The organism is Pararhizobium sp. O133 (genome assembly GCF_051669845.1).
Taxonomy (GTDB): domain Bacteria; phylum Pseudomonadota; class Alphaproteobacteria; order Rhizobiales; family Rhizobiaceae; genus Pararhizobium.
In genome coordinates, this window is the sequence record NZ_CP196427.1 from 37,615 (window position 1) to 63,869 (window position 26,255).

The 26,255-nt window shown below is 59.9% G+C and carries 16 protein-coding genes and 2 pseudogenes; 7 read left to right on the plus strand and 11 right to left on the minus strand.

Going from position 1 to position 26,255, the window contains the following annotated elements; genetic code table 11:
• Positions 1 to 3 precede the first annotated feature (3 nt).
• The 5 genes from ACST81_RS22680 to ACST81_RS22700 all read left to right on the plus strand — a co-directional run bounded on the left by ACST81_RS22680 (position 4) and on the right by ACST81_RS22700 (position 5,283).
• On the plus strand, positions 4 to 1,413 hold the full coding sequence (locus ACST81_RS22680) for an ABC transporter substrate-binding protein (RefSeq protein ID WP_438754249.1): 1,410 nt from the start codon (positions 4 to 6) through the stop codon (positions 1,411 to 1,413).
• Positions 1,414 to 1,479: 66 nt separating this feature from the next.
• Positions 1,480 to 2,370 (plus strand): carbohydrate ABC transporter permease, encoded by an 891-nt coding sequence (locus ACST81_RS22685; RefSeq protein ID WP_438754251.1) that lies wholly within the window; start codon positions 1,480 to 1,482, stop codon positions 2,368 to 2,370.
• 4 nt (positions 2,371 to 2,374) lie between these two features.
• Positions 2,375 to 3,199 carry a carbohydrate ABC transporter permease gene (locus ACST81_RS22690; RefSeq protein WP_257947107.1) on the plus strand — a complete coding sequence of 275 codons (825 nt, stop codon included), beginning with the start codon at positions 2,375 to 2,377 and terminating at the stop codon, positions 3,197 to 3,199.
• Positions 3,200 to 3,209: 10 nt separating this feature from the next.
• Complete coding sequence (locus ACST81_RS22695) at positions 3,210 to 4,283, plus strand: ABC transporter ATP-binding protein (protein ID WP_438754254.1); 1,074 nt, start codon at positions 3,210 to 3,212, stop codon at positions 4,281 to 4,283.
• A gap of 10 nt (positions 4,284 to 4,293) precedes the next feature.
• The gene (locus ACST81_RS22700; RefSeq protein WP_438754256.1) at positions 4,294 to 5,283 is read left to right on the plus strand and encodes a zinc-dependent alcohol dehydrogenase; all 990 of its coding nucleotides are present in this window, start codon (positions 4,294 to 4,296) and stop codon (positions 5,281 to 5,283) included.
• A 53-nt stretch (positions 5,284 to 5,336) separates the two neighbouring features.
• On the opposite strand, the gene ACST81_RS22705 is transcribed toward ACST81_RS22700, so the two are convergent.
• From ACST81_RS22705 to ACST81_RS22725, 5 genes and pseudogenes are all read right to left on the minus strand, one after another.
• A protein-coding gene (locus ACST81_RS22705) for an IS5 family transposase (protein ID WP_438754257.1) occupies positions 5,337 to 6,094 on the minus strand; the annotation gives its coding sequence in 2 pieces (ribosomal slippage) (positions 5,337 to 5,761 and positions 5,761 to 6,094; 759 coding nt in all).
• Between the two features lie 516 nt (positions 6,095 to 6,610).
• Positions 6,611 to 7,363: a DUF3320 domain-containing protein gene (locus tag ACST81_RS22710; protein WP_438754259.1), complete on the minus strand. Its 753-nt coding sequence runs from the start codon at positions 7,361 to 7,363 to the stop codon at positions 6,611 to 6,613.
• A 105-nt stretch (positions 7,364 to 7,468) separates the two neighbouring features.
• A pseudogene (locus ACST81_RS22715) lies at positions 7,469 to 7,942 on the minus strand (hypothetical protein); the annotation flags it as partial.
• A pseudogene (locus tag ACST81_RS22720) lies at positions 7,906 to 12,621 on the minus strand (DUF4011 domain-containing protein); the annotation flags it as partial. The pseudogenes ACST81_RS22715 and ACST81_RS22720, both read right to left, overlap by 37 nt.
• A 535-nt stretch (positions 12,622 to 13,156) precedes the next feature.
• A complete protein-coding gene (locus ACST81_RS22725) occupies positions 13,157 to 14,011 on the minus strand; it encodes an IS5 family transposase (protein WP_438754261.1) in 855 nt (284 codons plus the stop codon).
• A 414-nt stretch (positions 14,012 to 14,425) separates the two neighbouring features.
• Here ACST81_RS22725 and ACST81_RS22730 point away from each other — a divergent pair, with 414 nt between their 5' ends.
• Complete coding sequence (locus ACST81_RS22730) at positions 14,426 to 18,679, plus strand: beta strand repeat-containing protein (protein ID WP_438754263.1); 4,254 nt, start codon at positions 14,426 to 14,428, stop codon at positions 18,677 to 18,679.
• Positions 18,680 to 18,858: 179 nt separating this feature from the next.
• On the opposite strand, the gene ACST81_RS22735 is transcribed toward ACST81_RS22730, so the two are convergent.
• The 5 genes from ACST81_RS22735 to cyoA all read right to left on the minus strand — a co-directional run bounded on the left by ACST81_RS22735 (position 18,859) and on the right by cyoA (position 23,876).
• Entirely contained in the window at positions 18,859 to 19,611 is a 753-nt protein-coding gene (locus ACST81_RS22735) for an SURF1 family protein (protein ID WP_438754265.1), read from the minus strand.
• A 27-nt stretch (positions 19,612 to 19,638) separates the two neighbouring features.
• Entirely contained in the window at positions 19,639 to 20,043 is a 405-nt protein-coding gene (gene cyoD / locus ACST81_RS22740; protein WP_438754267.1) for a cytochrome o ubiquinol oxidase subunit IV, read from the minus strand.
• The gene (cyoC, locus tag ACST81_RS22745; protein WP_438754269.1) at positions 20,040 to 20,660 is read right to left on the minus strand and encodes a cytochrome o ubiquinol oxidase subunit III; all 621 of its coding nucleotides are present in this window, start codon (positions 20,658 to 20,660) and stop codon (positions 20,040 to 20,042) included. The genes cyoD and cyoC overlap by 4 nt, the downstream gene beginning before the upstream one ends.
• 4 nt (positions 20,661 to 20,664) lie before the next feature.
• Positions 20,665 to 22,668, minus strand: a complete 2,004-nt coding sequence (cyoB, locus tag ACST81_RS22750) for a cytochrome o ubiquinol oxidase subunit I (RefSeq protein WP_438754271.1) — start codon at positions 22,666 to 22,668, stop codon at positions 20,665 to 20,667.
• Between the two features lie 89 nt (positions 22,669 to 22,757).
• Entirely contained in the window at positions 22,758 to 23,876 is a 1,119-nt protein-coding gene (gene cyoA / locus ACST81_RS22755; RefSeq protein ID WP_438754273.1) for a ubiquinol oxidase subunit II, read from the minus strand.
• Between the two features lie 295 nt (positions 23,877 to 24,171).
• Here cyoA and ACST81_RS22760 point away from each other — a divergent pair, with 295 nt between their 5' ends.
• Positions 24,172 to 25,497: an MFS transporter gene (locus ACST81_RS22760; RefSeq protein WP_438754275.1), complete on the plus strand. Its 1,326-nt coding sequence runs from the start codon at positions 24,172 to 24,174 to the stop codon at positions 25,495 to 25,497.
• Positions 25,498 to 25,726: 229 nt separating this feature from the next.
• On the opposite strand, the gene ACST81_RS22765 is transcribed toward ACST81_RS22760, so the two are convergent.
• The gene (locus ACST81_RS22765) at positions 25,727 to 26,173 is read right to left on the minus strand and encodes a pseudoazurin (protein WP_438754276.1); all 447 of its coding nucleotides are present in this window, start codon (positions 26,171 to 26,173) and stop codon (positions 25,727 to 25,729) included.
• Between the last annotated feature and the right edge of the window lie 82 nt (positions 26,174 to 26,255).

Genomic DNA, 26,255 nt, shown 5'->3' on the forward strand with positions numbered 1-26,255 from the left:
AGAATGAGAAGCATACGAACATTGGCCTATGCCACAGCGCTTTGCATCGCGACATCGGGCTCGGCCATGGCAGAAAAACCGTTTGAAGGCGTCGAACTCAAGATGCTCGGCATCGGCGACACGTCGGTTACCCGCCTTGCCCCGATCGTCGGGGAATTCGAAGCCCTCACCGGCGCGAAGGTTCAGATCGACATGCTTCCCTATCCGGGCCTTGTCGACAAGATCATCATCGAGGCGAGCTCCGACTCGCCGTCCTATCAGTTGCTCTGGGTCGACAGCCCCTGGGTTGGCATGCTCGGTGAGGCCGGCGCCCTCGTCGATCTCACAGACTTCGCCAAGCGTGACGCGGCAGAAATCAAACTCGACGACATCATCCCCATCCAGCTGCAGGAAAACACCTGGCAGGGCCAGCTTCTCGCCTTCCCGGCATCCGGCATGACCTGGCTTAACCAGTATCGCGCCGACCTCTTCGAAAACACCGAAGAGCAGGCGGCGTTCAAGGCGAAATACGGCTATGACCTTGCCGCGCCCACCACCTGGGACCAGTACCGCGACATCGCCGAATTCTTCACCCGCAAGAGAGGCGCGAATGCCGGGGGCAAGCCGCTGGAAAACGACCTCTACGGTGTCAGCCAGTCCTACAGCCGCGTGCAGGGCGCCATCACGCATGACTACTTTCCGTTCATGCGTTCGTTCGGCGGCGACTATTGGGATCCGGCGACCGGCCTCTGCGCCATGACGGGTGAACCGCATATCAAGGCGGCCGAATACATGAAATCGCTGATCCCCTTCAACCCGCCGGACTATCTCGGCCTGATGTGGGACATCCAGTCCGGCTACATGGAGCGCGGCGAGGCAGCGCAGGCCGCCTACTGGTCGGTCCGTTCGGTGCGCCTGACCAATCCCGCCGAAGCCAAGCTCGCGGAAATCGGCAAGGCCGGCTTTGCCGCCAACCCGACGGACGGCGGCAAGGCCGAGCCGACCTATACCGGTGCCCTCTCCTTCGCCATCAACGCCAAGGTTTCGGACAAGGAAAAGGAAGCCGCCTGGGCCTTCATCAAGTGGTCGACGAGTGAGGAACTGATGCGACGCTTCGCCAACGAGGGCAATGGCGTCAGCCAGTTCCGCAAGGCGATCCTCTCCGATCCCGGCCTGCAGCAGAAATATCCCTACTACAAGGTCCTGCTCGACAGCCAGATGAATGCCAAGCGCCGGATATTCCACCCCTTCTATCAGGACGTCGAAGAAACTTTCGGTGTCGAACTGAACAAGTTCATGGCGGGAGAAACCGCAACGGCCGAGGAGGCCCTGACCACGGCCTGCAACGCGGTCAACTCCCGTCTGAAGATGTTCCCGAAAGAGACGCTTCTGCGCTGGATCGACGACGTGCCCGCGAAAGTCCTTGCCGACTGACGCGCACGTTCGCCGCGCCGCCCCTGCCTCCCAGGGGCGGCGCTCCCTGACCGCCGGAGTTCCGACATGGCCTATCAAACAACGCGCAACAGGCGCATCTTCCTTGTTTTCCTGCTGCCCGTCGTCGCCGTCCTTTTCCTCACGACGATCTACCCGATGCTCTATGCGGGATGGTTGTCGTTCCGTAACTACGACCTCGCCAAGCCCTTCATCCCGCGTGTCTTCGTCGGCTGGGCGAACTATGCCGAGATCCTGTCCTCCGGCACGTTCCTGCATGCACTTTTGACGACGCTGAAGCTGATGACGATGACGCTCTCGATCCAGCTCGTGCTCGGTGTCGGAATCGCGCTTCTCGTCACGCAGCGCCTGCCCGGCATGGGCGTTGCGCGAACGCTTCTCCTGATCCCGATGATGATCTCGCCCGTTATCGTGGGGCTCGTCTGGCTGTTCCTCTACTTCCCGGAACTCGGCTACCTCAATTATTTCCTCAGCGTCGTCGGCATTTCCGGCGTCGGCTGGATCACCACCACCAGCTGGGCGCTCTGGGCAATCGCCATTGCCGATATCTGGCAATGGACGCCTTTCATCATGATGGGCACCGCGGCTGCTCTGCATTCACTATCGCCCGAGCCCTACGAGGCCGCGATGATCGATGGCAATTCACGATGGGACGTGTTCTGGCGCGTGACGCTGCCCCAGTTGAAGCCCGTCCTCATCAGCCTGATGTTCCTGCGCGCGATCGACGCCTTCAAGATCTATGACATCATCTTCGTGCTGACGAAGGGTGGGCCGGGCGATTCCACCGAAGTGCTCTCCATGTTCATCTATCGAGAATCCTTCACGTTCTGGCGCATGGGCATGGGTGCTGCCGCCTCCTTCGTCTCGCTCGCCATCATCACCATCCTCGTCACCTTCTTCTTCAAGTCGCTGAACCGCGACCGCGCGGCCGTGGAGTAGTCCCATGAACAAGCCCTCCACCCGTCAGGCCATTCTCATCTATCTGCTTCTCGCCGTGGTGCTGATCGTCTTCCTGACGCCGATCTATCTCGTCGCCTCCTCGTCGGTGAAACCCGCGCCGATCATGTTCCAGAAGCCGCCGGCCTTCTTCTTCACGCCGACCTGGGAGCATTATCACGTGCTCTTCACGGCGCGGCCGTTCCTGAAATTTATCGCCAACAGCCTGATCGTTGCCCTTGGTTCGACAGCGATCAGTCTCGTCTTCGGATCGCTCGCCGCCTATGCCATCAGCCGCATCAGACACCGGCGCATGAACGATGTCGCCTTCTGGATTCTGTCGCTGCGCATGTTTCCGCCGATCACGGTGGTCGTGCCCTACTACATCATCTTCAAGACCGTCGGCCTGCTCGATACGCCGCTGGCGCTGATCATCGTCTATTCCACCGCCAACATCCCGCTGGTCGTCTGGCTGATGAAGGGGTTCTTCGACGAGGTCCCCTCGGCCCTCGAAGAAGCGGCAATGGTCGATGGCTACGGCATCCTCGAAACCTTCTGGCGGGTGACACTGCCGCTCGCCGCACCCGGTCTCGCGGTCTCGGCGGTGTTCTGTTTCATCTTCTCCTGGAACGAGTTCCTCTTCGCCCTGATGCTGACGGGTTCCAAGGCGCAGACCGCCACTGTCGCCGTCATGTCCTTCTGGTCGTCCGATGCCGTCCAGTGGGGCCGCATCATGGCCGGTTCCTTCATCATCCTCATTCCCGGCGTCGTTTTCGTGCTGACCTGCCAGCGTTGGCTGGTGCGCGGCCTGACGATGGGCTCAGTCAAGTAAGGAGAGACGCATGTCGTCCATCGCATTGGAAAAAGTGGTCAAGCGTTACGGCGCGTTCGAAGTCGTGCACGGCATCGACCTGACGATCGAGCAGGGGGAATTCGTCGTACTTCTGGGGCCCTCGGGGTGCGGAAAAACCACGACCCTGCGTATGGTCGCCGGACTGGAAGACGTATCCGGCGGAAAGCTCTCGATCGGCGGGCGCGTCGTCAACGACGTGGCGCCGAAGGATCGCGGCATCGCCATGGTGTTCCAGAACTATGCGCTCTATCCGCACATGACCGTGCGGCAGAACATGGAATTCGCCTTGCGCCCCCTGAAACTCGCGCCTGGCGAAGTCGACCGCCGCGTCCGCGAGACCGCCGCCATTCTCGGCCTCGACGCGCTTCTGGCACGCAAACCCTCGGCGCTGTCGGGCGGCCAGCGCCAGCGTGTCGCGATGGGCCGCGCCATGGTACGGACACCCGACGTCTTCCTGTTCGACGAGCCCCTGTCAAACCTCGATGCGAAACTGCGCACGCAGGTGCGCTGGGAGATCGGCAAGCTGCACAAGCGGCTTGGCACCACCGTGCTCTATGTCACCCATGATCAGGTAGAGGCCATGACGCTGGCCGACAAGATCGTCATCATGCGCGATGGCCATGTCGAGCAGGTGGGCAGCCCCGAGGATGTCTACACGCGCCCCGCCAATACCTTCGTCGCGACATTCATCGGAAGTCCGGCCATGAACCTCGTGCAGGCGCGTCTGATGGGCGGCAAGTTGCAGGCGGAAGCCTTCACTCTTCCCCTGCCCGACCGTTTCGCCAGCCGCGCAACCGAGGGTCAGGCGGTGCTCATCGGCATTCGGCCATCGGACGTCACGCTGACGGCATCGGATACAACAGGCACCCTGCGCGCCACCGTCGAGGTGACCGAATATCTCGGCGACGACGCGCTTCTCGACCTCAGGGTCGGTCCCCACGAACTGATCGCCCAGGTTCCTGCCGCCAGCCGGCCGGCGAACGACGCGTCGATCGACGTCACCTTCAATGCGGCCGGGTTGCATCTTTTCGATGCGGCGACCGGTAGCACCCTCCTTTCCTGAAAGCTCTGTCATGCCGTCAGAAATCATCATTCCCGCCCGCCAGACCTTCACACTCCAATCCTACGACGATCTCCCGTTGCAACGTGGCGAAATCCGCGGGCGAACGCTCTGCACGCTGATCAGCCAGGGCACGGAGATCGGCTGGGCCAATGGCGACACCTTCCCCATCCGGCCGGGCTATGCCGCGGTCTTCGAAATCGAGGAGATTGGCGAGGGCGTTACGGGCGTGAAGCGGGGTGAACGACGCTTTGCGATGGGATGCCATCGATCGACGCAGACGCACACGGCCGAGAACACGCTTCGCCTGCCGGAGGGTATGGCACCGGAAACTGCCGTCATCGCGCGCCTGATGGGTGTTTCGATGACGACCTTGATGACAACGACGGCGCGACCGGGCGATCGCGTCGTCGTCACAGGCGCAGGCCCCGTGGGCTTCCTCGCCGCCCATCTGTTCCGGATTGGCGGTTACCGCGTGACGGTCGTGGATCCCGATGCCTTGCGGCGGAGACAGCTTGAACAAAGCGGTATCGCCGATACCCGCGCGGCGATGCCGCTCGACGATCCGGAGATGCAGGGCCGGGTCGCGTTGGCCGTTGATTGTTCAGGCCACGAAGGTGCGGTATTGGAGGCCTGCAACATCGTTCGCCGGATGGGCGAGGTCGTTCTCGTCGGCGTGCCCTGGCGAAAGTACACCGACCTCACCGCCCACGACGTTACGAATGCCGTCTTCTTCAAACATGTCACGCTCCGGTCAGGATGGGAGTGGGAGTTGCCCATGCACGACCGCAGCTTCCTGTGGGAGGAGTTGCTGGAGGGCTACAACAATTCGCCGCATTCCATTTTCAGCGGCTTCTCTCGCGCTCTGACTTGGCTTGCCGAAGAGAGAATTCCGCTCGATGGATTGATCCATCATACGACGCCCGACGAGCCAGAAATGCTCTATGCCGGCATTATGAAACGCAACATTGGTGAACCGTTCATCGTCTTGAAGTGGAGGTAGCTACGGGTCATTGCTATCGAAAAGCATGTGGCTTTCTCTAGGCTCAGGACTCATTAATCGAGCCAATAGCAGCAGGTTGCTGCGATGAGGATTGCTGAGAAGAATGTGTGGGCACATCGGTCGTATCTGGTCGCGATGCGCCTCCAATCCTTGATCCTGCCGAACATGTTCTCGATGCGATGGCGTTGCCTGTAGAGGATTTTGTCGTAGTCGGCTGGGTTCCTGCGTTTCTTGCGCGGGGGAATGCAGGGTGAAATTCCTTTGTCTTTCAGTCCGTTGCGAAACCAATCGGCATCGTAGCCACGATCTGCCAGCAGTTCCCTGGCGTTTGGCAGACGATCGAGAAGGTGTCGTGCACCCTGATAGTCGCTGGCATTGCCTGCGGTGAGGAAGAACAGCAAAGGTCGTCCCAGCCCATCGGTGACGGCATGCAGCTTGGAATTCAGGCCGCCTTTTGTTCGTCCGATACAGCGGGAAAGAGCCCCTTTTTTTGCAGACTGGCTGCGGTTCGGTGAGCTTTCAAATGGGTGGCATCGATCATCAGCCTGTCAGGCTGACCGGCTTTGCCCGCAAGCGCTTCGAAGATCCGGTTGAAGACGCCCAACTCGCTCCAGCGAATGAAGCGATTGTAGAGCGTCTTGTGCGGACCATATTCTTTCGGCGCATCTTTCCACTGAAGTCCATGTTTTAAAACGTAAATAATACCGCTCACCACCCGGCGGTCGTCAACGCGCGGGATGCCGTGAGCCAGCGGAAAATAGGGCCTGATCCGGCCAAACTGTGATGGCGTCAGCAAAAACAAATCACTCATGGCAAAATCCTCCTGCCGTGAGTGAATCAAAACCCAGCCAAATTGGGAAGAGGCTTAATCAATAGGGTCTGAGCCTAAGCTCTTGAACGAATTCGAACCCACGACCATGTAAATCCCAACTACCACAGGTCAATGAAAATGTTAGCTTTCAAAGGCGTGACCTCAAGCTCGTCTTGACTTTTTCAGGTAACTTTTCTTGCCGCTGTCAGACAGGCAATAATGCCCACCTCTTGATCCGACACAGAATTTCCCAGACCTGCATGAGCAGTCGTCGGATGGGGTCGGCGTCATTTTTTCCGATGCTCCGCCCAAGAGTGCGGCTGTTCCCATGGTGGCCATGCATGATTTTTTGCTCGCGCTAACGGAGCCATCTCTGCAGATGAAAGTTTCTCCCTGGCAACGATCGACCCCACCCTTACGACCGCTACAGGGCTTGCTGGCCGCTTCTGACGCCGTAGATGCGACGAGCCCCCCATGACAAATGCCGCGCGGAACCATCCTTGTCGGAGGAGACGTTTACTTTCCGGGGTTCTCATGATTGTGGCCTTCCTCCTCGAGGAAACCTTTTGCAGCAGTAATCGCTTCATCCAGGCGGGCACGACTACTGGCAGCTAGACGTTCAAGGCCTAGCAATCGCGCAAACACGAGCGCCGGATCTGGCTCTTCCAGGGCCAGAGGATATTGACGCACAAAGCCAATCAACTCCGGCAGAGAGATGTCTGTCACTGGACGGCGATCGCTCTCTGTCTCAGCGGGACGATAATCCACGACCGTCGTTACGCTACCTTTCAGCCAGATGAATCGACCCGCACTGTCTTCCGTGACGTCAAAAGCACCGAGGTGACGTTCAATCTTCTCGCGGATGCGATTGCCCGTCCGCAACCAACCATGAGCCCTTGCAATCCTTTGCGCCAGGACGTCGTCGCGGACCGGCGCCTCGGCGCCCACGACAGCAGCAAGCATTTCGTCTACAGCCGAGCGGTAGCTGAAGTCAAAAAAGGCGTCCGGCTCCGCTTTGAATATCGAAAGGTTGGCTCGCCGGAACTTGGCACGCGCCTCAGCATCATTTGCTGAAACCGGCATTGACATGGGAGTGTTGATTTCCTGAACGAACGGGATTTCATCCCTGTCAGCGGCTACAATCGGGACATCCACGGCGGTCTGCTGAAACGCCGCGCTGTCGTCTGCCGACAGTAATTCCTCCAAATTGAATTCCGGCGACGCCGTCATGCCACTGTCGGCTTGCACTGTTTGAGCGGCATCAACCACGTTTTTCTCGGCCTCCTGCTCGCGACCTGCGAGGACCAGCTGCTGGAGTGCCTCGTGAAGTCGGTCAGTCGCACCGTTCTTGTCGTACCACCAATCCGGGGACCAGATTCTGAGGATATTCCAACCAAGACCACGTAGAATCTGTTCCCGGATTTTGTCGCGATCACGGGCGGTCGCAGAGCGGTGGTAGGTCGCTCCGTCGCATTCGATGCCTGCCAGAAATGCACCAGGCTTGTCCGGATGGACAATTCCAAGGTCCACTCGAAAGCCCGAGACGCCGATCTGTGGAACGGTTGTCCAACCCCTCCCATCAAGTGCGGCGGCAACAGCTTCCTCGAAAGGTGAATCGAATGATCCAACTGACCCCTTCTGTACCGCCGGCAGTGCAATGGCACCGCGCTCGGCAAAATCAAGAAACGTCTTGAGATGATGACGCCGATGGCCTTTGTTCGTCCCGTGTCGATCTTGTCGGCTGTGACCGAGGAATAAACCATCAGCTCCTGTCGGGCGCGGGTGACAGCAACGTTGAGACGCCGCTCGCCACCGTCTCCATTCAATGCCCCGAACGTCATCGTCAATTTGCCGGCATAATCATGGCCAAACGTGATCGAGAACAGCATGACGTCGCGTTCATCACCTTGCACGTTCTCCAGATTCTTGATGACAGTCGGCTCAATCCGCTCTTTGGCAAAAAACCATTCGATCTCCGGATGATCGCGCCTCTTTTGATCAAGCAAGTCCTCGATCAACGACTGCTGCTGACTGTTAAAGGTAATGACGCCCAGAGTCGGCCGCACGCTCTCGGGAAGGTTCAGCCAAGCAAGCATCCTTGCCGTGGCGTCATTGGCAATGGCTTCCGCTTCCGCTTTGTTTGTGCGGCTTTTGCCGCGATCATAAATTGCGTTGGGGAGATGCCGGAGCGAGACGGCACGGTCCTCCGTGACTGGTGACGGAAAGGTGACCAGCCGGTTGCCATAGTAGTGCCAGTTCGAGAAGGCGATAAGGGATTCATGCTGGCTGCGATAATGCCAGTTCAGTTGCAAAACCGGCAGGCCGGAGGCTTTAGCCTCATCCAGAATGCTCTCGAGATCCTTCTCATATTCCTGAATATCTGGGTCATCCTCACCGCCATCCGCCCGGCCAAAGAAATTGGTCGGCGGAAGCTGTTTAGGATCGCCGACGATGATCGCCTGCTTCCCTCGGGCCAAGGCGCCGATCGCGTCCCAGGTCGTGATCTGTGAAGCTTCGTCAAAAATGACGACGTCAAACAGTGCCTGGTCGGCAGGTAGATATTGGGCGATCGAGAGGGGCGACATCAACAGGCACGGCGCAAGCTTTGCGAAGTTTTCCGGCATGCCGGCGATCATTTCCCGAATAGACTTGCTCGGCCGCTGTAATTCCATCTGATGCCGGAGCAGCCCCAACTCGGATCGCCTCGGCACTTCATTGGGCTTGGGCAAGTCTCTGACGAGCTTGCGCCGCACCTCGCTTGCAGCACTCGCTCGCGCCAGATCATCCAGCTTGCGGAAATCGAGCAGAGCTTCTTCATGCTGGAAGCGCTTGAACTGCCGCAGGACGTTGTCGGCATCTATCGCGGCCGGCAGCCACCAACGCGCATAGGAAAGTTCGAATGCATCCGCGAGCTGGTCCGGCCGCAGGTGTGCCTCCTCCAGTGCTGCGACAAACGGCGAAATGCCGTGAGCCTCCGCATTCTTGCGGACACCACACCAGGACGTCCACGCCTGCAGTGCCGACTGATTTTCGCGAATCTCTTGCATCGCCTGGGAAATGCCTGCGAGTAGAGAGGTGCTTGCCGCATCCGCTGGAACGGAGCCCGCCAGTTCACGATACGCTTTTATCTCGGTGATGAATGCTTGGCGCGCCTGGAGAAACCGATCGGCACTGTCTCTTAAAGGGTGATCGGAACTGCCGTGGCTGAGGTAAGGAGCGACGGATTGCGCAATGTTTTTAACGGATCCTGCCATCTGCCCGAGGCGAACAAGCGCCGATCGCATCGCCGCTGCCTGATCGAAATGAAGACGGAGAGATGTGGTGTCCGTTTGGGTTCCCTTCCAATCAGGCGCGTGCCTGCCGAGTTCACTCGTCTGTACGGTACCGGCGAACGTCTTCATCACCCGGAGTTGGGGTAAATCGTTGTCAGGATCCACTTGCCCGGAGGTTGCGTAGCTTTGAAGCAATTTGCGAACCCGACGCTTGCCCAATGAGGACTTTGGCCAGATGGCCGCGTTTGCTTCTCGCCATTCGCGATCGAGGTCGTCGATTGGAATCCGCCCAAGATCATCCTCGGCGTAGGCGGCGCTGAGCTTTCCTTCCGCGGCCTTGAATTGCGTTATGGCGTCCTCAATGCCAGCAATCGAGCTCTTCAGCTGCTCAAACTGGCGTTCGAAAACAACACCGTAATTTCCACTTGAAGCCGACCGGAGCGCCGCGGCCATGCCTGCAAGTTCGTTCAATTCGGACAGCGAACAGTCCGCTTTCGACTCTATTCCCAAAAGCGAGGTAAACGACTGTAAGGACGGTTGCAGTGCAGAGGCTACCTTTGCAAGCTTGTCCGATTGGGCAAGGAAACGACTCTCCCAACTTGCGGACCATTCAGCAATGTTGATGTAGCGCAGCGATGGAACAGGTTTGATGGCCCTGAATGTCAGAGCGAGTTCCGCAATCAATGCCATGAGGCGCTGATAGCTCGCGCGGTCGTGACGGATTGTCTCGCCCCATGAGAGCTCCGGCGCGTAGTTGTCCTTTCCCCGAACAAACACCCCCATCGCCGCAAAAATTGTCAGACCATTCGGGCTCTGTCTATGGAGTGCCTCGACATAGGCGTTGAGTTCATCACGGCGAATCTTCAGCCGGTCATTGACCCTGATCCATTCTTCGCCGGTATGGGAGGTGCCAGCCTCCCACGAGGCTTTCAATTGAGAAACGAATTGCTTGCGCTCCGCCTTGTTCGAATGGATTTCTAGGCAATAATCGCCGAGGCCGTGCTCACGAAGGCGGCGGTATACGACATCGAGCGCGGCCGTTTTCTCGGCAACGAACAGCACGCTCTTCTTAGCGGACAGACATTGGGCGATCATATTCGCAATGGTCTGGCTTTTGCCGGTACCGGGCGGACCGATCAAGACGAAGTCCTGGCCCTCCGTCGCTGCCATTGTCGCTGCGAGCTGCGACGAGTCCGCCGCAAGCGGTGTCACCAATTGCCGGGGCTCATATTTGAGGTCGACGTCCCTTTCGCTTGGAAAGGCCGTCGAGACGCCAGCTTCAAATGCCTGTTCGGGACTGTCGATCAGATGCCGGACGACACGGTTTTGCCGGAGCGAGTCCGTGCGTTCGACCAGGTCCTTCCACATCAAGAATTTTGCAAACGAAAAAGTCGATAGCGCAGTCTCGTTGATAACTTCGAAGCCCGCAACATCTCGCACGGCCCGACGGACCATCTCGAGGACCATGGGCACATCGATACCGCTCTCATCCACGGGCAACGCGCCCTCAAGTTGAGGAAGCTGGAGATCGAAGTCCTTCTTCAACAGCTGCAGAAGCGTGGAGTTGAAGCGGACCTCATCCTCGTGATGCAGGATATGAAATCGTGAAGACGCGCTACGCCGCTCGAGTTTCACCGGAACGAGCAGCAATGGCGCGCGATAGGCTTTTACGTCCTCCGGCGACTTCTTCCATCGCAGAAAGCCGACGGCCAGGAACAAGGTATTGGAACCGCCTTCCGCCATATCATTCTGGGCTCGGCGATAGATTTCCGTCAAACGACCATCAAGATCCTTGGGCGGAAGCGGCGACGAGACTTCGTCTCGTTGCAATGCTCCAAGCGCGAACTCGACGTTGATATCTTTACCGGTCGCCTGAAAATGAAGTTTTTCATCACGGTCACCGAGAGGGTTCTGTTCTGGAAGGGAGATGATCCGGATCCGCGCGTGTTCGGCCAATCGGTCTTCAAGAAAAGGCACATCTGGACACAGAAATGGAACAGCTTGCTTGCTGTCCTTAAAATTGAGCAGTCTGTTTCTCAGCGACAGATCGAGAAGTTTGCGTTGCCACCGATCAATACGTCCCGCCGCTGTCGTCGGCTTCTCCTCCGCCATATCAGCAGGAATTGCGTTAAAGTCCGGGAGCGGTGGGAGAGGCAAGGCCACACCCTCGGCACTCGCGTCCCCTCCGCTCTCGGGAGGTTTTTGATGCGAAGCCATCGGACGGATCTGCGACATGCGCGCACGCGTGATATCGATAGCCGCAACAAAGCGATCTTCTTCCTGCTCTGATGTCGATGTCCGCGCGATACGCATCGCATCGTCAAAGGTTGATGGAGGATTGTGCGTAACTGCGGTGGTCTCGAAGGTCACAAGTTCCTTGCCGGACAGCGCCTTGCGAACCTCTCCAGCGTCTGTCTCAATAAGGTTCGGAAATGTCTTCTTCACAAGCCAGAAACCGGTATAGGCGTGGCCGTCGAGCAGAACGATGACTGGGTTCAGGCCCACTGCTTCCAACGCGGCTGCAAACAGGAGACTTGTATCCAGGCAGGTGGCTAGCCCATCCTCAACGATCGTTGCTGGGCGCCTGACCTTCTGTCCGTTTTTCTCGAAGCTGCGCGGGGGCTCCGCGTAGGTCAGACGTCTGGCTGAAATGGCCGACCAGATCGCCGCTCCGAGCATGTAGGACCGCCGAGGATCCTGGCTCTGGTAACCGTCAAGTGCTGGCGAGTGGCCATGATTGCCAAGGACATTGGCGGCCTCTTTGATAATCTTCGCAATGGCTGGATCGTTTGGCATGACAAAGGCTGCAAGGAGTGCGGCCATGGAGCCAAAGCCACCCCATTCGTCTCTGGCCAGCAGACGAACATCCTCGAACGCTTCGGCAACGAGCGCATCGCCCACAGTTAGGCGGAACGATGCCCGCCCTCGTTCCGCCTCGTTGAGGCCGGCGAGATAGTCGGGGTCGAGTTCGACAACGCGGTCCGAGATAGTCATGCTATCGCCGGGTGCGATTCTATCGATCGCCCAGATCTTACGCTTGGAGAAGGCCGGCGTTACATCAAATTCAAGCCTCAGGTTGCTAAGAGTTTCCGCCGTGTCGTTCGTAATTTTGACGGACCGCAGGAAGGGTACAGAATTCTGCCAGGACGCATAATTTATAGATCCGACGACGTCGGGACTAATGGTTACAGTTGGGATTCCTTCCTCAGGCTCGAGGATGTTCTCAGCTTGATCCAGAAGATCTATCGATTGCATTTGGTGCCCCACCTAACTCTAGGTCGCTATTGAATATGATCTTGTGGTGGGCGTCTATAGGTTGTGTTAATTCATGCTGGTTAGGGAAAATCCCTGTCCAAGGCACCTTTCCATGTTTTTTTCGACGCGCTGCGGTTTAGCGGCAGTCTTAAATTCATGGGGAGGTCGGCAAGAGATCGCTACCGAACAACTGATGCTCGCCGCGCTACTGTTTCAAATTCAATGGGTCCCAGTAAATGCGAAATCGCAGAACGAGACATCGTGGAGCCAGCGGCAAAGGCGAACGCCCACAAATATAACGAGAAGTATTTTTCACTTCGACTTTTACGGGAGTTGTTGATAGTTCTCTCAAAAAAGGGGAGGCAATTGTGGGGGCGATAGAAGATATTTTAGAGACCTGTGCGCGGTAGCTCCATTGCCTTGGTTCTCCTTGATCTATTCGGCTTCACGGGAGAAGATGCGAAGATATCGGCGCGGCGTTATCGGCTTTGGCCCTGGCGGCTCTCGTGTGAGCGCCGGTGGTGTTTTTTGAGTGCTATGCGGCCATAGCGATGATCTTCAAACTCCGTTTCATATTATAGGCGATGGCGGTGAGGCGGATTTGAACGCCTGCCTTGGCAAGCCCTCGCCATCGCATCCGGCGAAGGCCGTAGCTTCGTTTCCAAGTCCCAAAGATCTTCTCGATCCGCCCACGAATGCGGTGGATCGGTTGATTGTAGGCTTCAAGGCGTGCCTGTGTTTCTGCTTCGTCCCGTCCCCACATGCCGCTGGCAACGATTCGTGGGGTTCCACCTTTGGCGCGCACCGCGTCACCGAAATGATTGCCGCGATAGGCGCTGTCGGCAAACACCTCGCCAGGATTGTCGGGCAGGGCATCGGGGCCAGCCTTGCCATCGTTTACGTTGGCTGGAGTTCCGGCGATCTCCTCGACAAGGGCTGTATCCGCATCAGCACCGACATGGGCCTTGAAGCCATGAACTGCCGGGCGACCCTTATGCTTGACCCAATGTCCCTCTTCGTCATCCTTACTGAACGAAGCGATGATGGTCGCATCGACAAGCGTGCCGGTTTTCACCTGGATTGCCTTGGCCTTGAGCTGGTGGGTGATCTCATCGAACAGGGACTTGTCCAAGCCATCAGCCACAAGGGCTTTGCGAAACCGCACGAAAGCCGTTCGCTCTGGCGTCGCCTCGGAGATCGAGAACCCGCAGAACCGCCGGAACGATCCTCGGTCATCCAGCGCATCGGCAAGCTTGACGTCGGACAAATCGTACCAGATCGACAGCAGCATCGCCTTGAACAAGGCCAGAGGCGGCCAGGCCGGCTCGCCCTTGGCAGAGCAGGAAACCACGCCAAGCGCACGATCGACAGATCCCCAATCAATCAGCATGCTAAGCTTATCCAACGAAGACTGCCGCCGCGATCAACGGCAAAACCGAACTTTTCCTGACCAATGCGCCGACCTGACATCCAAGACCTCAATCCATTGTTAAATTGAGGGAATCATAAATCATCGCGCCAGTAAAGACGCCCGCGCACAGGTCTCGTTAGCTCGTGATGCGAGCCGCTGGATCGTCCAACAGACCGAGATCGGCAAGCTGTTCTGCGATGCGACGGTGAATGCGGCGCTTTTCAAAAACGTCGAGATTTTATGCTCGCGGCCGCAACGGCCGCGAGAATTGGCCAGCCTGACACAAGCGTTCGTACCTAGCATGGGGATAGCGTCACTGTGCGTGTCGAAGGCGTGGCTCCAATCCAGCTATCGACGCCAGTAGAATTATAAGACCTGCTGAAAGTCTGCGATATGACAACAATTCCTTCGTTTACGCCTCTTCAGATCAAAGCCCTTGCGCCGTCGGCCGTTGCTGCTTGGAATGCCGATGACATTGCCGCCTTGTCGAGTTCGCAGCTCGCCGCGCTGTCGTCGATTCAAGTCGCGGCGCTCAAGGAAAGCAGCATTAGCGGCCTCAACAATTCGCAGATTTCCTCGATCGCACCAAAGGCGATGGTCGGCCTCACGCTGGACCAGCTTGCAGCAATTTCCACCGACGCCATCTCCAGCCTCGGCGCCGCGCAGGTCGCGGCGCTGACGACGACGCAGATCGCGGGCCTCAGCACCGCGCAGGCCGAAGCCTTCAATCCATCGCAAATCGCCGGCATGAGCTCTGCGCAGATCGGGGCCCTCAGCGCGGAAGATCTCGCGTCCTTCTCGAACGCCGATATCGCCGCCATCAATACGAAGGCGATCCGGGGGCTGACCACAGAACAGATCGCGGCGCTGAGCAGCAGCCAGGTTGCCGCCCTGACCCCTGGGCAGGTCGCCGCCATGCGGGACACGCAGATCGGTGCCTTTTCCGTCTCGCAGATCGGAGCCTTGACGATCCAACAGATTGGCGCATTGAGTGCGACGCAGCTCTCCGGCCTGCCACCAGCAAGCATCGCAGCGTTCTCCGCCGACCAGATCGGCGCCGTCAGCGGCAGGGCAATAACCGGCTTGCGTTACGATCAGTTGGCGGCGCTTTCGACCACGCAGGTCGAGGCGCTGACTGCGAGCCAGGTCGGGCAAATGAGCGCCCGCCAGTTCACCGCCCTGACACCGGCTGCATTGGCCACCTTCACGACAACCGAAATCGCGGCCATGACGCCATCCGCGATGTCAGGGCTATCGGTCGAGCAGATCGGCGCGCTCTCGACAAACCAGATCGCGGCGCTCACCCCGGCGCAGGTCGCGGCTCTGAAGCCTGCGCATATCGCAGCCCTTTCCACGGCCCAGGTCGGCGCACTGACCGAAACGCAGATGCGCGCGCTGACCTCCCTGCAGGTCGCTGCCTTCGGCACCGACACGATCGCCTCGTTTTCCACCACGCAGATAGCCGCTCTCAGCACCAGGGCGATCCCCGGCCTGTCAGCGGCCCAGGTGGCGGTCCTGACCGCCACGCAGATCGATGCTTTGACCCCGACGCAGATCGGCAGCTTCAGCGCCAAGCAGGTGGCGGCGCTCAGCCCCGAAGCGCTGGCCGCGTTCTCGCCCGACGATATCGCGTCCCTCAAGCCCGCCGCGATTCCGGGCTTCACCGCGACCCAGATCGCGGCACTCAGCCTCGAGCAGTTCGCCGGCCTGACGCCGACCCAGATCAGCGCCTTCCAGACGATCCAGATCACGGCGATGTCCCCGCAACAGATCGATACCTGGTCGACGACGCAGATTCGCGCCCTGAGCGCGACGCAGGTTGCGGCGCTCGGCACGGAAAAGCTCGCCGTTCTCTCCCCTGAGCATATCGGCGCGCTGAATGCCAAGTCCGTAGCCGGAATGACACCTGCCCAGATCGCGGCATTGTCACCGGCGCAGGCCGAGGCTTTGACGACCTCTCAGGTCGGCGGCTTGAGCACGGCCCAGATCGCGGCCCTGACGCCGGCAGCCCTCGAGACGTTCACGCCTGCGAAAATCCAGGCGATCAGCACAAGGGCCGTTTCCGGTCTGTCGGCCGAAAACGTGGCCAGCCTCGATCTCGAGCAGGCTGCGGCGCTGACTGCCGGCCAGATCGGCGCCATGAAAAATCCTCAGGTTGGCGCACTCACACCGGCCCATATCGAAGCGATGTCGACGGCCCAGATCAAGGGCCTCAACGCCGGTCATATCTCGGCCCTCAGCGTCGAGGCGATCAGGGCGTTTTCCACCGATCAGATCGCGGCGCTCAGCACGGCCGCCATCGGTGGCCTGACGACGGCGCAGCTTGCGGCACTCAGCACCACGCAGGCGGAAGCGTTCACGTCCTCGCAGGTGAGCGGGCTCAGCGTTACGCAGGTGACAGCCCTTTCCGTCGCTGATCTCGCCACATTCTCGGCCGCTGATATCGCCGCCATCAAGGCCGCCGCCATTCCCGGTCTGTCCAACGAACAGTTGGCCGCCTTCGGGCCCGAACAGATCGCCGCCCTGACATCCACCCAGATCGCCGCGCTGAAACCCAGCCAGATCGCTGGCCTTCAGCCCGGCCAGGTCGGCGCGCTGAGCATATCGCAAATCCGTGCCCTGACCCCGACACAGGTCGCGGCCCTGACCGCGGACGGCGTTGCCGCCCTGTCGACCGACCAGATCGCCGCCCTTGCGACAAGAACCGTCGGCGGCCTGACCTCGACCCAGGTCGGCGGGCTGACGGATGCCCAGATCGAGGCGCTGACATCGGCCCAGATTACCGGCCTGACCGCCACGCAACTGGCCTCCCTCACCCCGCAGGGCCTTGCCACCTTCACCGAAGAAGAGATCGCCGCGATCAGCACCACCGCGATCACCGGCCTGACGAATGCGGCGCTGGCCTCCCTCAACCCGCAGCAGATGGGCGCGCTGACGCCTGCCCAGATCGCCGCGTTGAAACCGGAACAGATCGCCGCGCTGACCGCCTCGCAGATCGATGGCCTGACGACCGCACAGGTGACCGCGCTGACTGCCGCCCAGGTCGCGGCGCTGCCAACGGATCGCCTCGCCGCCTTTTCCACCGACCAGATATCGGCATTGTCATCAAAGGCCGTCGCCGGCATGACACCGGCGCAGGTCGCCGCCCTCAGCACCGTCCAGATCGCCAGCCTGTCGACCACCCAGATCGCCGCGCTGACATCCACGCAGGTCGCGGCCCTGCCGGTCAGCGCGCTATCGAGCTTCACCACCGCGCAGATCGCCGCGATCAGCATCGCCGCGATTCCAGGCCTTGCGAATGACGGCATTGCCGGCCTCAGCCTCGACCAGATCGGCGCGCTGACGACGAGCCAGATCGGCGCCCTGACCGGCAGCCAGGCGGGAAGCCTGACGGCCGCGCAGATGAACGGGCTCACCACCGCCCAACTCGGGGCCTTCGGCGCAGCGCAGATCGCCGGACTCTCGACGGACAAGATCACCGCCCTTTCGCCAGAGCAGATCGCGGCACTCAGCACCAAGGCCATCGCCGGACTGACAGCGGCTCAGGTCAGCGCGCTCTCGGTCTCCCAGATCGACAGCCTTTCGACGGCCCAGATCGGCGCGCTGACCGCGACCCAGATGAGCAATCTGGGCGCAGCGGCGCTCGCGACCTTCTCACCAGCCGACATTGCCGCCATCAGCGCCAGCGCCCTTTCGGGCCTGAGCGCACCGCAGATCGCCAACTTGAGCGCCGATCAACTCGGCGCCCTCTCGGCAGCCCAGATGGCCGGATTGACGGCGGAGCAGATCGGCAGCCTCGGCACGAGCCAGGTGAGCGGGTTGACGGCCACGCAGATCAAGGCGCTGAGCGCCACCCAGATCGCCGCACTCTCGCCGGCCAGCGTCGCCGTGCTGTCCTCGACCCAGATCGAGGCGATCAGCGTCGCGGCAATTCCGGGCCTGACGGAGGCCCAGCTTGCCGGCTTCACCGCCGGACAGGTCGATAGCCTGACCAGCGCACAGATCGGCGCCCTGACCGGCACGCAGATCGGCGCCCTCGGCGATACGGTGATCTCGACGTTCTCCGCGACGGATATCGCTGCGATCAATGCCTCGGCGATCGCCGGCCTGCCGGAATCCTTCGTCTCTGCGCTTCATCCGGAGCAGATCGCCGGCCTTACCGCCGCCCAGATCGGCAACTTGAGCTACTATCAGGTCAACGGCCTGACCGCAGCGCAGCTTGCCGCCGTGACCCCGAGCCAGATCGGCAATTTCAGCGCCCTGCAGATCGCGGCGCTGAGCCCCGACAAGGTCGCCGGCCTGACCCCTGCCCAGGTCGCAGCCATCGCTCCCGGCGCCATCAGCGGACTGGCGGCCACCACCGTTTCCGGCCTGACGGCGGCGCAGGCCGAAGCGTTGACACCAGCGCAGATCGCCAAATTCAGTGCATCGCAGATCACCGCGATCAGCACATCTGCGCTGGCCACCTTCTCCGCCGCGGATATCGGCGCGATCAGCCTGACGGCCCTGCCCGGCCTGACGCCGGCGCAGGCGAGGAACTTCAGCATCGCCCAGTTGGGAGGGCTGACCTCCTCGCAAATGCAGGCCCTGTCGCCGGAACAGATGACCGCCATCGTCGCCGCCTATGATGCGCACAAGGGCTCTTAGGCTACTGCATAATTCCTTAAATCGGATTCGATTTAAGGATAAAATTATTCAGCATATTTAAAGTGTTACAGCGACCTTTGCGCGTCATATTTGACGCGCGGCGCTGTAGAATAACGGAACGATGGGTTGAGACTATTCTGCCGGGGCGTTCGCAAGAACGCCCGGTCGTCTGTTTCGCGTTAAACAGCCCGCCGGCGGAGGATGAACCAGACGGCCACGGCGCTCATGATCGCCAGGGAATACCAGGTCAGCGCATAGACGAGATGGCTGTTGCGGAAGGCAACCACAGTGAGACCACCGATCGGCAGACCACCCGGATTGGGCGTCGCATCCGCATCGATGAAATAGGGCGCGACGTCCGTAAGCCCCTTCGACGCGGCAATCGCTGCGACGTCGCGGGAAAACCAGCGGTTATTTGCCGGATCGTTGGAGCGGAGAAATCCGCCAGCCGGTTCATTCATCCTGAAAAGGCCTGTCACCGATACCGGCCCTGCGGCCAATTCGCTGCCGAGGCGTGCATCCCGTGCGCTCCGGTCAGTCGGCACGAAGCCGCGATTGATCAGGATCGTCGTCGCGTCATCCAGATGCAGCGGCGTCAGCACCCAGAAACCCGCGCCACGTTCCGTCACCGCCTGCACCAGGACCGATTTGTCGTGTTCGAAGAACCCCTTGACGGTGACATGCCGGTATTCATCATTCGCGGCTTCGACCCTTGCCCATTCGGAACGGGATGGCGCCGGCACAGCCTGGTCATGGACGCGCGTTTCCACGCGCTCAATCAGATCGAGTTTCCAGAACAGCCGCTGAATCTGCCATGTTCCAAGGCTGATGAAAACCACAACGAGGAACATCATCAGCCCGGCAAACGCCAGGCGGGAACGGGAAGACGAAACGCTGGGCCTCGTCTCCTCTGCAGATCGATCCTTCGTCATGATCGTCTCGGCTCTTTGCTCAAGCCGTTACGGCATGTTCTTCATCATATCGTGGGTCATCGGCATCATGTTCGCGTTCAGGTGATGCATGACCCAGAGCGAGCCGGCGAGCGCGATGCCGACGATCACCAGCGTGAAGATCAGCGCCATCATCGTCCAGCCGCCTTCCGAGCGCGGGTTCATGTGCAGGAAGTACACCATGTGAACGACGATCTGCACCGCGCCGATGCCCATGACGATCACCGCGGTCAAGAGCTTGCTGTCGAGTACGCCGCCCATCACCAGTCCGAACGGGATCGCCGTCAGGATCACCGACAGGATGAAGCCGATCATGTAGCTCTTCAGCGAACCGTGGGCAGCCTCGTGGCCATGGCTGTGCCCGTGATGCGCCTGCGTTGCACTTTCGTGGGGCTGGTGAGATGGCGTGCTCATACGAGAACTCCCAAGAGGTAGACGAAGGAGAAGACGCCGATCCAGATCACGTCAAGGAAGTGCCAGAACATCGACAGGCACATCAGCCGGCGGCGGTTTTCCGGGATCAATCCACGCTTGCTGACCTGCACCATCAACGTGATCAGCCAGATAATGCCGAAGGTCACATGCAGGCCGTGGGTGCCGACCAGCGTGAAGAAGGAGGACAGGAAGGCGGACCGTGTCGGACCGGCACCTTCCTGGATCATATGGTGGAATTCGTAGATTTCCAAACTCAGGAAGATGGCGCCGAACACTCCGGTGACGCCGAGCCAGAACAGCGTTTCCATCTTGGCATTGCGCTCCATCTGGAGCATGGCGAAACCATAGGTGATCGACGAGAACAACAGCATGGCCGTATTGACGGCGACGATGTTGAGATCGAACAGATCGGCCGGCGACGGGCCTGCCGCATAGTTGCGCCCGAGCACGCCATGCGTTGCAAACAGCACGGCGAAGATCAGGCAGTCGCTCATCAGGTAGAGCCAGAAACCCAGCATGGTGCTGTTTTCCGGATGATGATCTTCCGTCAGGTAGAATTGCGGCTTCTCGGTTTCCTGGACGTGGGTCGCGCTCATGGGCTCAGGTCCGTTCTGCAAGCAGCTTGGATCGCGCGTCTTCCGTCGCCGAAACGGTTTCGGCGGGGATGAAGAAATCGCGATCGTAGTTGAAGGTATGGGCGATCGAGACCGCGATGATGGCGACGAAGGACACGGCCGCCAGCCACCAGATGTACCAGATCATCGCGAAGGCGAGCACGATGCTGATGCCTGCGAGGATGACGCCGGTGCCGGTGTTCTTCGGCATGTGGATCGGACGAAAGCCGGTGAGCGGACGCTCGTAGCCGCGGTACTTCATGTCGTACCAGCTGTCGTGATCGTGGACGACGGGCGTGAAGGCGAAGTTGTAATCCGGCGGTGGCGAAGAAGTTGACCACTCCAGGGTACGGCCATCCCACGGATCGTCGCTGTCGCAGCGCAACTGGTCACGCTTCAGGAAGCTGACGACGAGCTGGATGATGAAGGAACCAATACCGCACGCGATCAGCGCGGCACCGATGGCTGCGATGATGAACCAGATCTGCAGCGACGGATCCTCGAACTGGCTGACGCGACGGGTCACGCCCATCAGGCCGAGCACGTAGAGCGGCATGAAGGCGACGAAGAAGCCGATCTGCCAGAACCAGAAGCTGAGCGTTCCCCAGAAGACATCGAGCTTGTAGCCGAAGGCCTTGGGCCACCAGTAGACGAGGCCCGCCATCAGCCCGAACAGCACGCCGCCGATGATGACGTTGTGGAAGTGCGCAATGAGGAACAGCGAATTGTGCAGCACGAAGTCGGCCGGCGGGATGGCGAGCATCACGCCGGTCATGCCGCCGATGACGAAGGTGATCATGAAGCCGATCGTCCACAGCATCGGCAGTTCGTAGCGGATACGGCCGCGATACATGGTGAAGAGCCAGTTGAACATCTTCGCCCCGGTCGGGATCGAAATGATCATCGTGGTGATGCCGAAGAAGGCGTTGACCGAGGCGCCCGAACCCATCGTGAAGAAGTGATGCAGCCACACGAGATAGGACAGGATCATGATGACGCAGGTGGCATAGACCATCGAGGCATAGCCGAACAGGCGTTTGCCCGAGAACGTGGCGACCACTTCCGAGAAGATGCCGAACGCCGGCAGCACGAGGATATAGACTTCCGGATGACCCCAGATCCAGATGAGGTTGATATACATCATCGGGTTGCCACCAAGGTCATTGGTGAAGAAGTTCGTGTCGACGTAGCGATCGAGCGACAAGAGTGCGAGCGTCGCCGTCAGGATCGGGAAGGTCGCGACGATCAGGATGTTGGTGCAGAGCGAGGTCCAGGTGAAGACCGGCATCTTCATGAAGGTCATGCCTGGCGCGCGCATCTTGACGATGGTCGCGATCAGGTTGATGCCCGACAGCGTCGTCCCGACGCCTGCCACCTGCAGGCCCCAGATGTAATAATCGACCCCGACGCCGGGACTATAGTCCGATCCCGACAGCGGCGGATAGGCCAACCACCCGGTACGCGCGAACTCGCCGACGAAGAGCGACATCATGATGATGATGGCGCCGGCCGTCGTCATCCAGAAGGAGAAATTGTTGAGGAACGGGAAGGAGACGTCGCGCGCGCCGATCTGCAGCGGCACGATATAGTTCATGAAGCCAGTGACGAAGGGCATCGCCACGAAGAAGATCATGATCACGCCATGGGCTGTAAAGATCTGGTCGTAGTGATGCGGATTGAGGTAACCCTCGTTGCCATTGAAGGCGATCGCCTGCTGAATGCGCATCATGATCGCATCGGCAAAGCCGCGCAGCAGCATGATGATGGCCAGGATGATGTACATGATGCCGATCTTCTTGTGATCGACGGATGTGAACCACTCGGTCCAGAGATAGCCCCATAGCCTGAATTTCGTGATCAGGCCGAGAACGGCGATGCCACCGAGCGCCACGGCCGCGAAGGTCACGACGAGGATCGGCTCGTGATAGGGGATCGCTTCCAGGGAAAGCCGACCGAAGAGGAATTTCGTGAGGCTGATATCGCCGAACATGGGGTATCCAATATCGTTTCGAATGCGGGCCCAACGGGCTCATGGCGGTGTTGCGCGCACGCCGTGTCCGGCGGGCGCGGGCGTCGCATTTATTTCGTGTGCATCTCGTGGTTCATTTCGGCCGGCATCTCCCGCCCGCCGTTGATGCCTTCAGCCGGCTCTTCGCTGCGCGCGGGGTTGCCGGTGGCCGGGAACGTGGCGCCCGGTGCGGCCTCCTCGCCATGGCCGCCGCCAGTATCGGCGTGCCGATTGTCATGTTCGAGCTTCGCCTTGTTCTCATGGCTCTCAAGGCCCGCGCCGCCCATCAGGTCGATATGCATCATGTCCTTCATGCACATCTGGCCGGGACGGACGCACATATTGAGCACGGCATCGAAAAGCCTGTTTTCGAAGGATGCGAAATAGCGGACGGGCTCCCTGATGCTCGGCTTCTCGAGCTTCAGGTAGGCATCGCGGTTGAGCATGGTGCCGTTCTGCTTCACCCGGGCGATCCAGTCATCGAAACCCGCTTGGTCCAAACCGTGGAACTTGAAGCGCATATGGGAGAAGCCGTCGCCACTGTAGTTTGACGACAGACCTTCATATTCGCCGGACTTGTTGATCACGGCGTGCAGCTTGGTCTGCATGCCGGGCATGGTGTAGATCATCCCGGCAAGGGCCGGGACATAGAAGGAGTTCATCACGGAGGAGGCGGTGAGCTTGAAATTGATCGGAACATCGACAGGTGCTGCCATTTCATTGACCGTCGCAATGCCATAGTCGGGATAGAAGAACAGCCATTTCCAGTCGAGTGCCACGACCTCGACATTCAGCGGCTTGACCTCCGCGGTCACGGGACGCGACGCATCGATCCGGTCGAGCGGCCGGTAGGGATCGAGCTTGTGGGTGCTGACCCAGGTGATGGCGCCGAGCGCGATGATGATGGCAAGCGGCGCCGACCAGATGACGACTTCAAGCCCGGTCGAGTGATGCCATTCCGGATCGTATCTCGCCGATGTGTTCGACTGGCGATAATGCCAGGCGAACCAGAGCGTCAGGCAAATGACGGGCACGATGATGATCAACATCAGGATCGTCGAGATGACGATGAGATCCCGCTGCTGTGTGGCGATGTCTCCGGACGGCGACATGACGACCATATTGCACCCCGTCAGGGCCAGGAGCATGAGCGTCAGGATGATCGATCGTTGGGCGATTTGCATCGGCATTTCCGGCTCAACTTGCGTTATGTTTCGTTGCCAATAATCAGGCACGGTCACACTTGGGAATGAGGTGGTTCGTCGCACCGCAGCATTCTGTCGCATCGCAATAGAAGCTTTTCATTTCTCGTTGCCGCAGTTTTATAATAGCGCAATAGACGTGTCGGTTTGCTGCACTACCGTTGAAGCATGCCGACAGATTATCGACATCTGCCCCGAAATTCGAGTGCCGATCTAATTCTTGATATCTGAAGTCAATTAGTCAACACTCGAAGGACATGGCGCACATCGCTCGGAGAAATTCATGAGTTCGGCCGTCAATCCCACATCCACCGGTCTCGAACAGGACGCCCGTCGCATTCACGATGACGGCAAACCCCTGTCGCCCGGCAATATCGCCATCGGCGTGGTGATCGGCCGGACGTCGGAATTCTTCGACTTCTTCGTCTACGGCCTCGGCTCGATCCTCGTCTTTCCGAAGCTGATCTTCCCGTTCGCACCGAGCGCGGTCGCCGCGACGCTGATGGCCTTCGCGCTGTTTCCGCTGGCCTTCATCGCCCGTCCGATCGGTTCCTTCGTCTTCATGTGGATCGACCGCAACTATGGGCGCGGCACGAAGCTGACGATCGCCCTGTTCATTCTCGGCGGTTCGACGGCCTCAATCGCCTTCCTGCCCGGCTACGACACCATCGGATATTGGGCGGTGGCGCTCTTGGCATTGTTCCGGCTGGGACAGGGGTTCGCGCTCGGCGGCGCCTGGGATGGCCTTGCCTCCCTCCTGAACCTCAGTGCCCCTGAAAATCGCCGCGGCTGGTATGCGATGATCCCGCAACTCGGCGCGCCGATCGGTTTTGCGCTCGCCAGCATTCTCTTCGGCTACATGGTCACCAGCCTGTCCGAGGCTGATTTCCTCGCCTGGGGCTGGCGTTATCCCTTCTTCGTCGCCTTCGCGATCAACGTCGTGGCGCTGTTTGCCCGCCTTCGTATCGTTGCCAGCAAGGAATTCGGCGCTGCGATGGAAGCACAGGAACTGCAGGCCCGGCCGATCTTCGAAATGCTGAGCAAGCACAGCCTCGACGTCATTCTGGGCGCCTTCGTACCGCTGGCGAGCTTCGCGATGTTCCACCTCGTCACCATCTTCCCGCTGAGCTGGATCACGCTGTTCGGTGGCCAGTCGCCGGCGCAGTTCCTCTGGGTGCAGGTGGCGGGCGCCGCGGTGGGCGCGGTCGGTATCGTACTGTCGGGCTTCATCGCCGACCGCATCGGCCGGCGCAACGAGTTGATGCTCGGCGCCATCCTCATCGCGATCTTCAGCTTTTCCGCGCCGTTCCTGCTCGACGCCGGCCGCAGGGGCCAGGATGCCTACATCCTGATCGGCTTTGCCATTCTCGGCCTCACCTTTGGCCAATCCTCCGGCGCGGTGTCGTCACGCTTCACGCAATATTATCGCTATACAGGCGCCGCGCTCACTTCCGACCTCGCCTGGCTGCTCGGCGCCGGCTTCGCGCCGCTGGTCGCGCTCGGCCTTGCCAGCAGCTTCGGCATCATCTTCATCGGTGGTTACCTCATCTCCGGCGCCATCTGCACCATCGCGGCGCTAACCCTGACCCGGACGCTCGACGTCCACTAAGCCCGAACCGCCCAACTCACGATACGTGCGACGCCGTCCGTCTCCACGGGCGGCGTTTTGTTTTCACGCAGCATGTTTCCGCGCGGACCCGGAGAATCCAGCGCCAGGGCGACCAGTTACCGCCTTTACTGCGGGCTTTCCGTGGATCACGGTAAAGGCTTTGGTCAAAAAAATGCGCGGCCACCCGAAAGTGAACCGCGCAAATCCCTGTTTTGCTTCTTGTCGAGCGTTACAGGCCGAGAGTCTGCAATTCGGCGTCAATGCGTTCGCGTGCCTTCTTGGGTAACTTCGCGGCCTTGACGTCAGCCAGGTTGGCCGGATTGTCATCGACGATCACAACAGCGGCCATGCCCATGCCGAAATGCGGCGCGCACTTGACGACATAGACGCCGGGCGTCGCGAAGGTCACCTTGACCGCTTCGTTCATCTTGCCCTTGAAGGCTTCGGCGCCGGCCGGGATCAGATCCTTGACGGTCTCGGCATTGTGGCTCTTGTCGGTCGGTACGAAGGTCACGGTATCGCCCTTTGCGACCTTGATGGCGGCGGGTTCGAAAACCATCACGCCTGCGGCACCCTTGTTCAGCATGTGGATTTCGAAATCGGCGGCATTGGCTGCTGCGCCGAAGGCCGCGGTCAGGATCGCGGCGGCCACTACGGCGGTCATCTTGCTTTTCATCGTCTTGCTCCTTGCGCAAAGCCCGATCGGCTCTACTGAAAGAACCATAGTCAAGACGGCGTTTTCATTCTTTGCTTTCGCT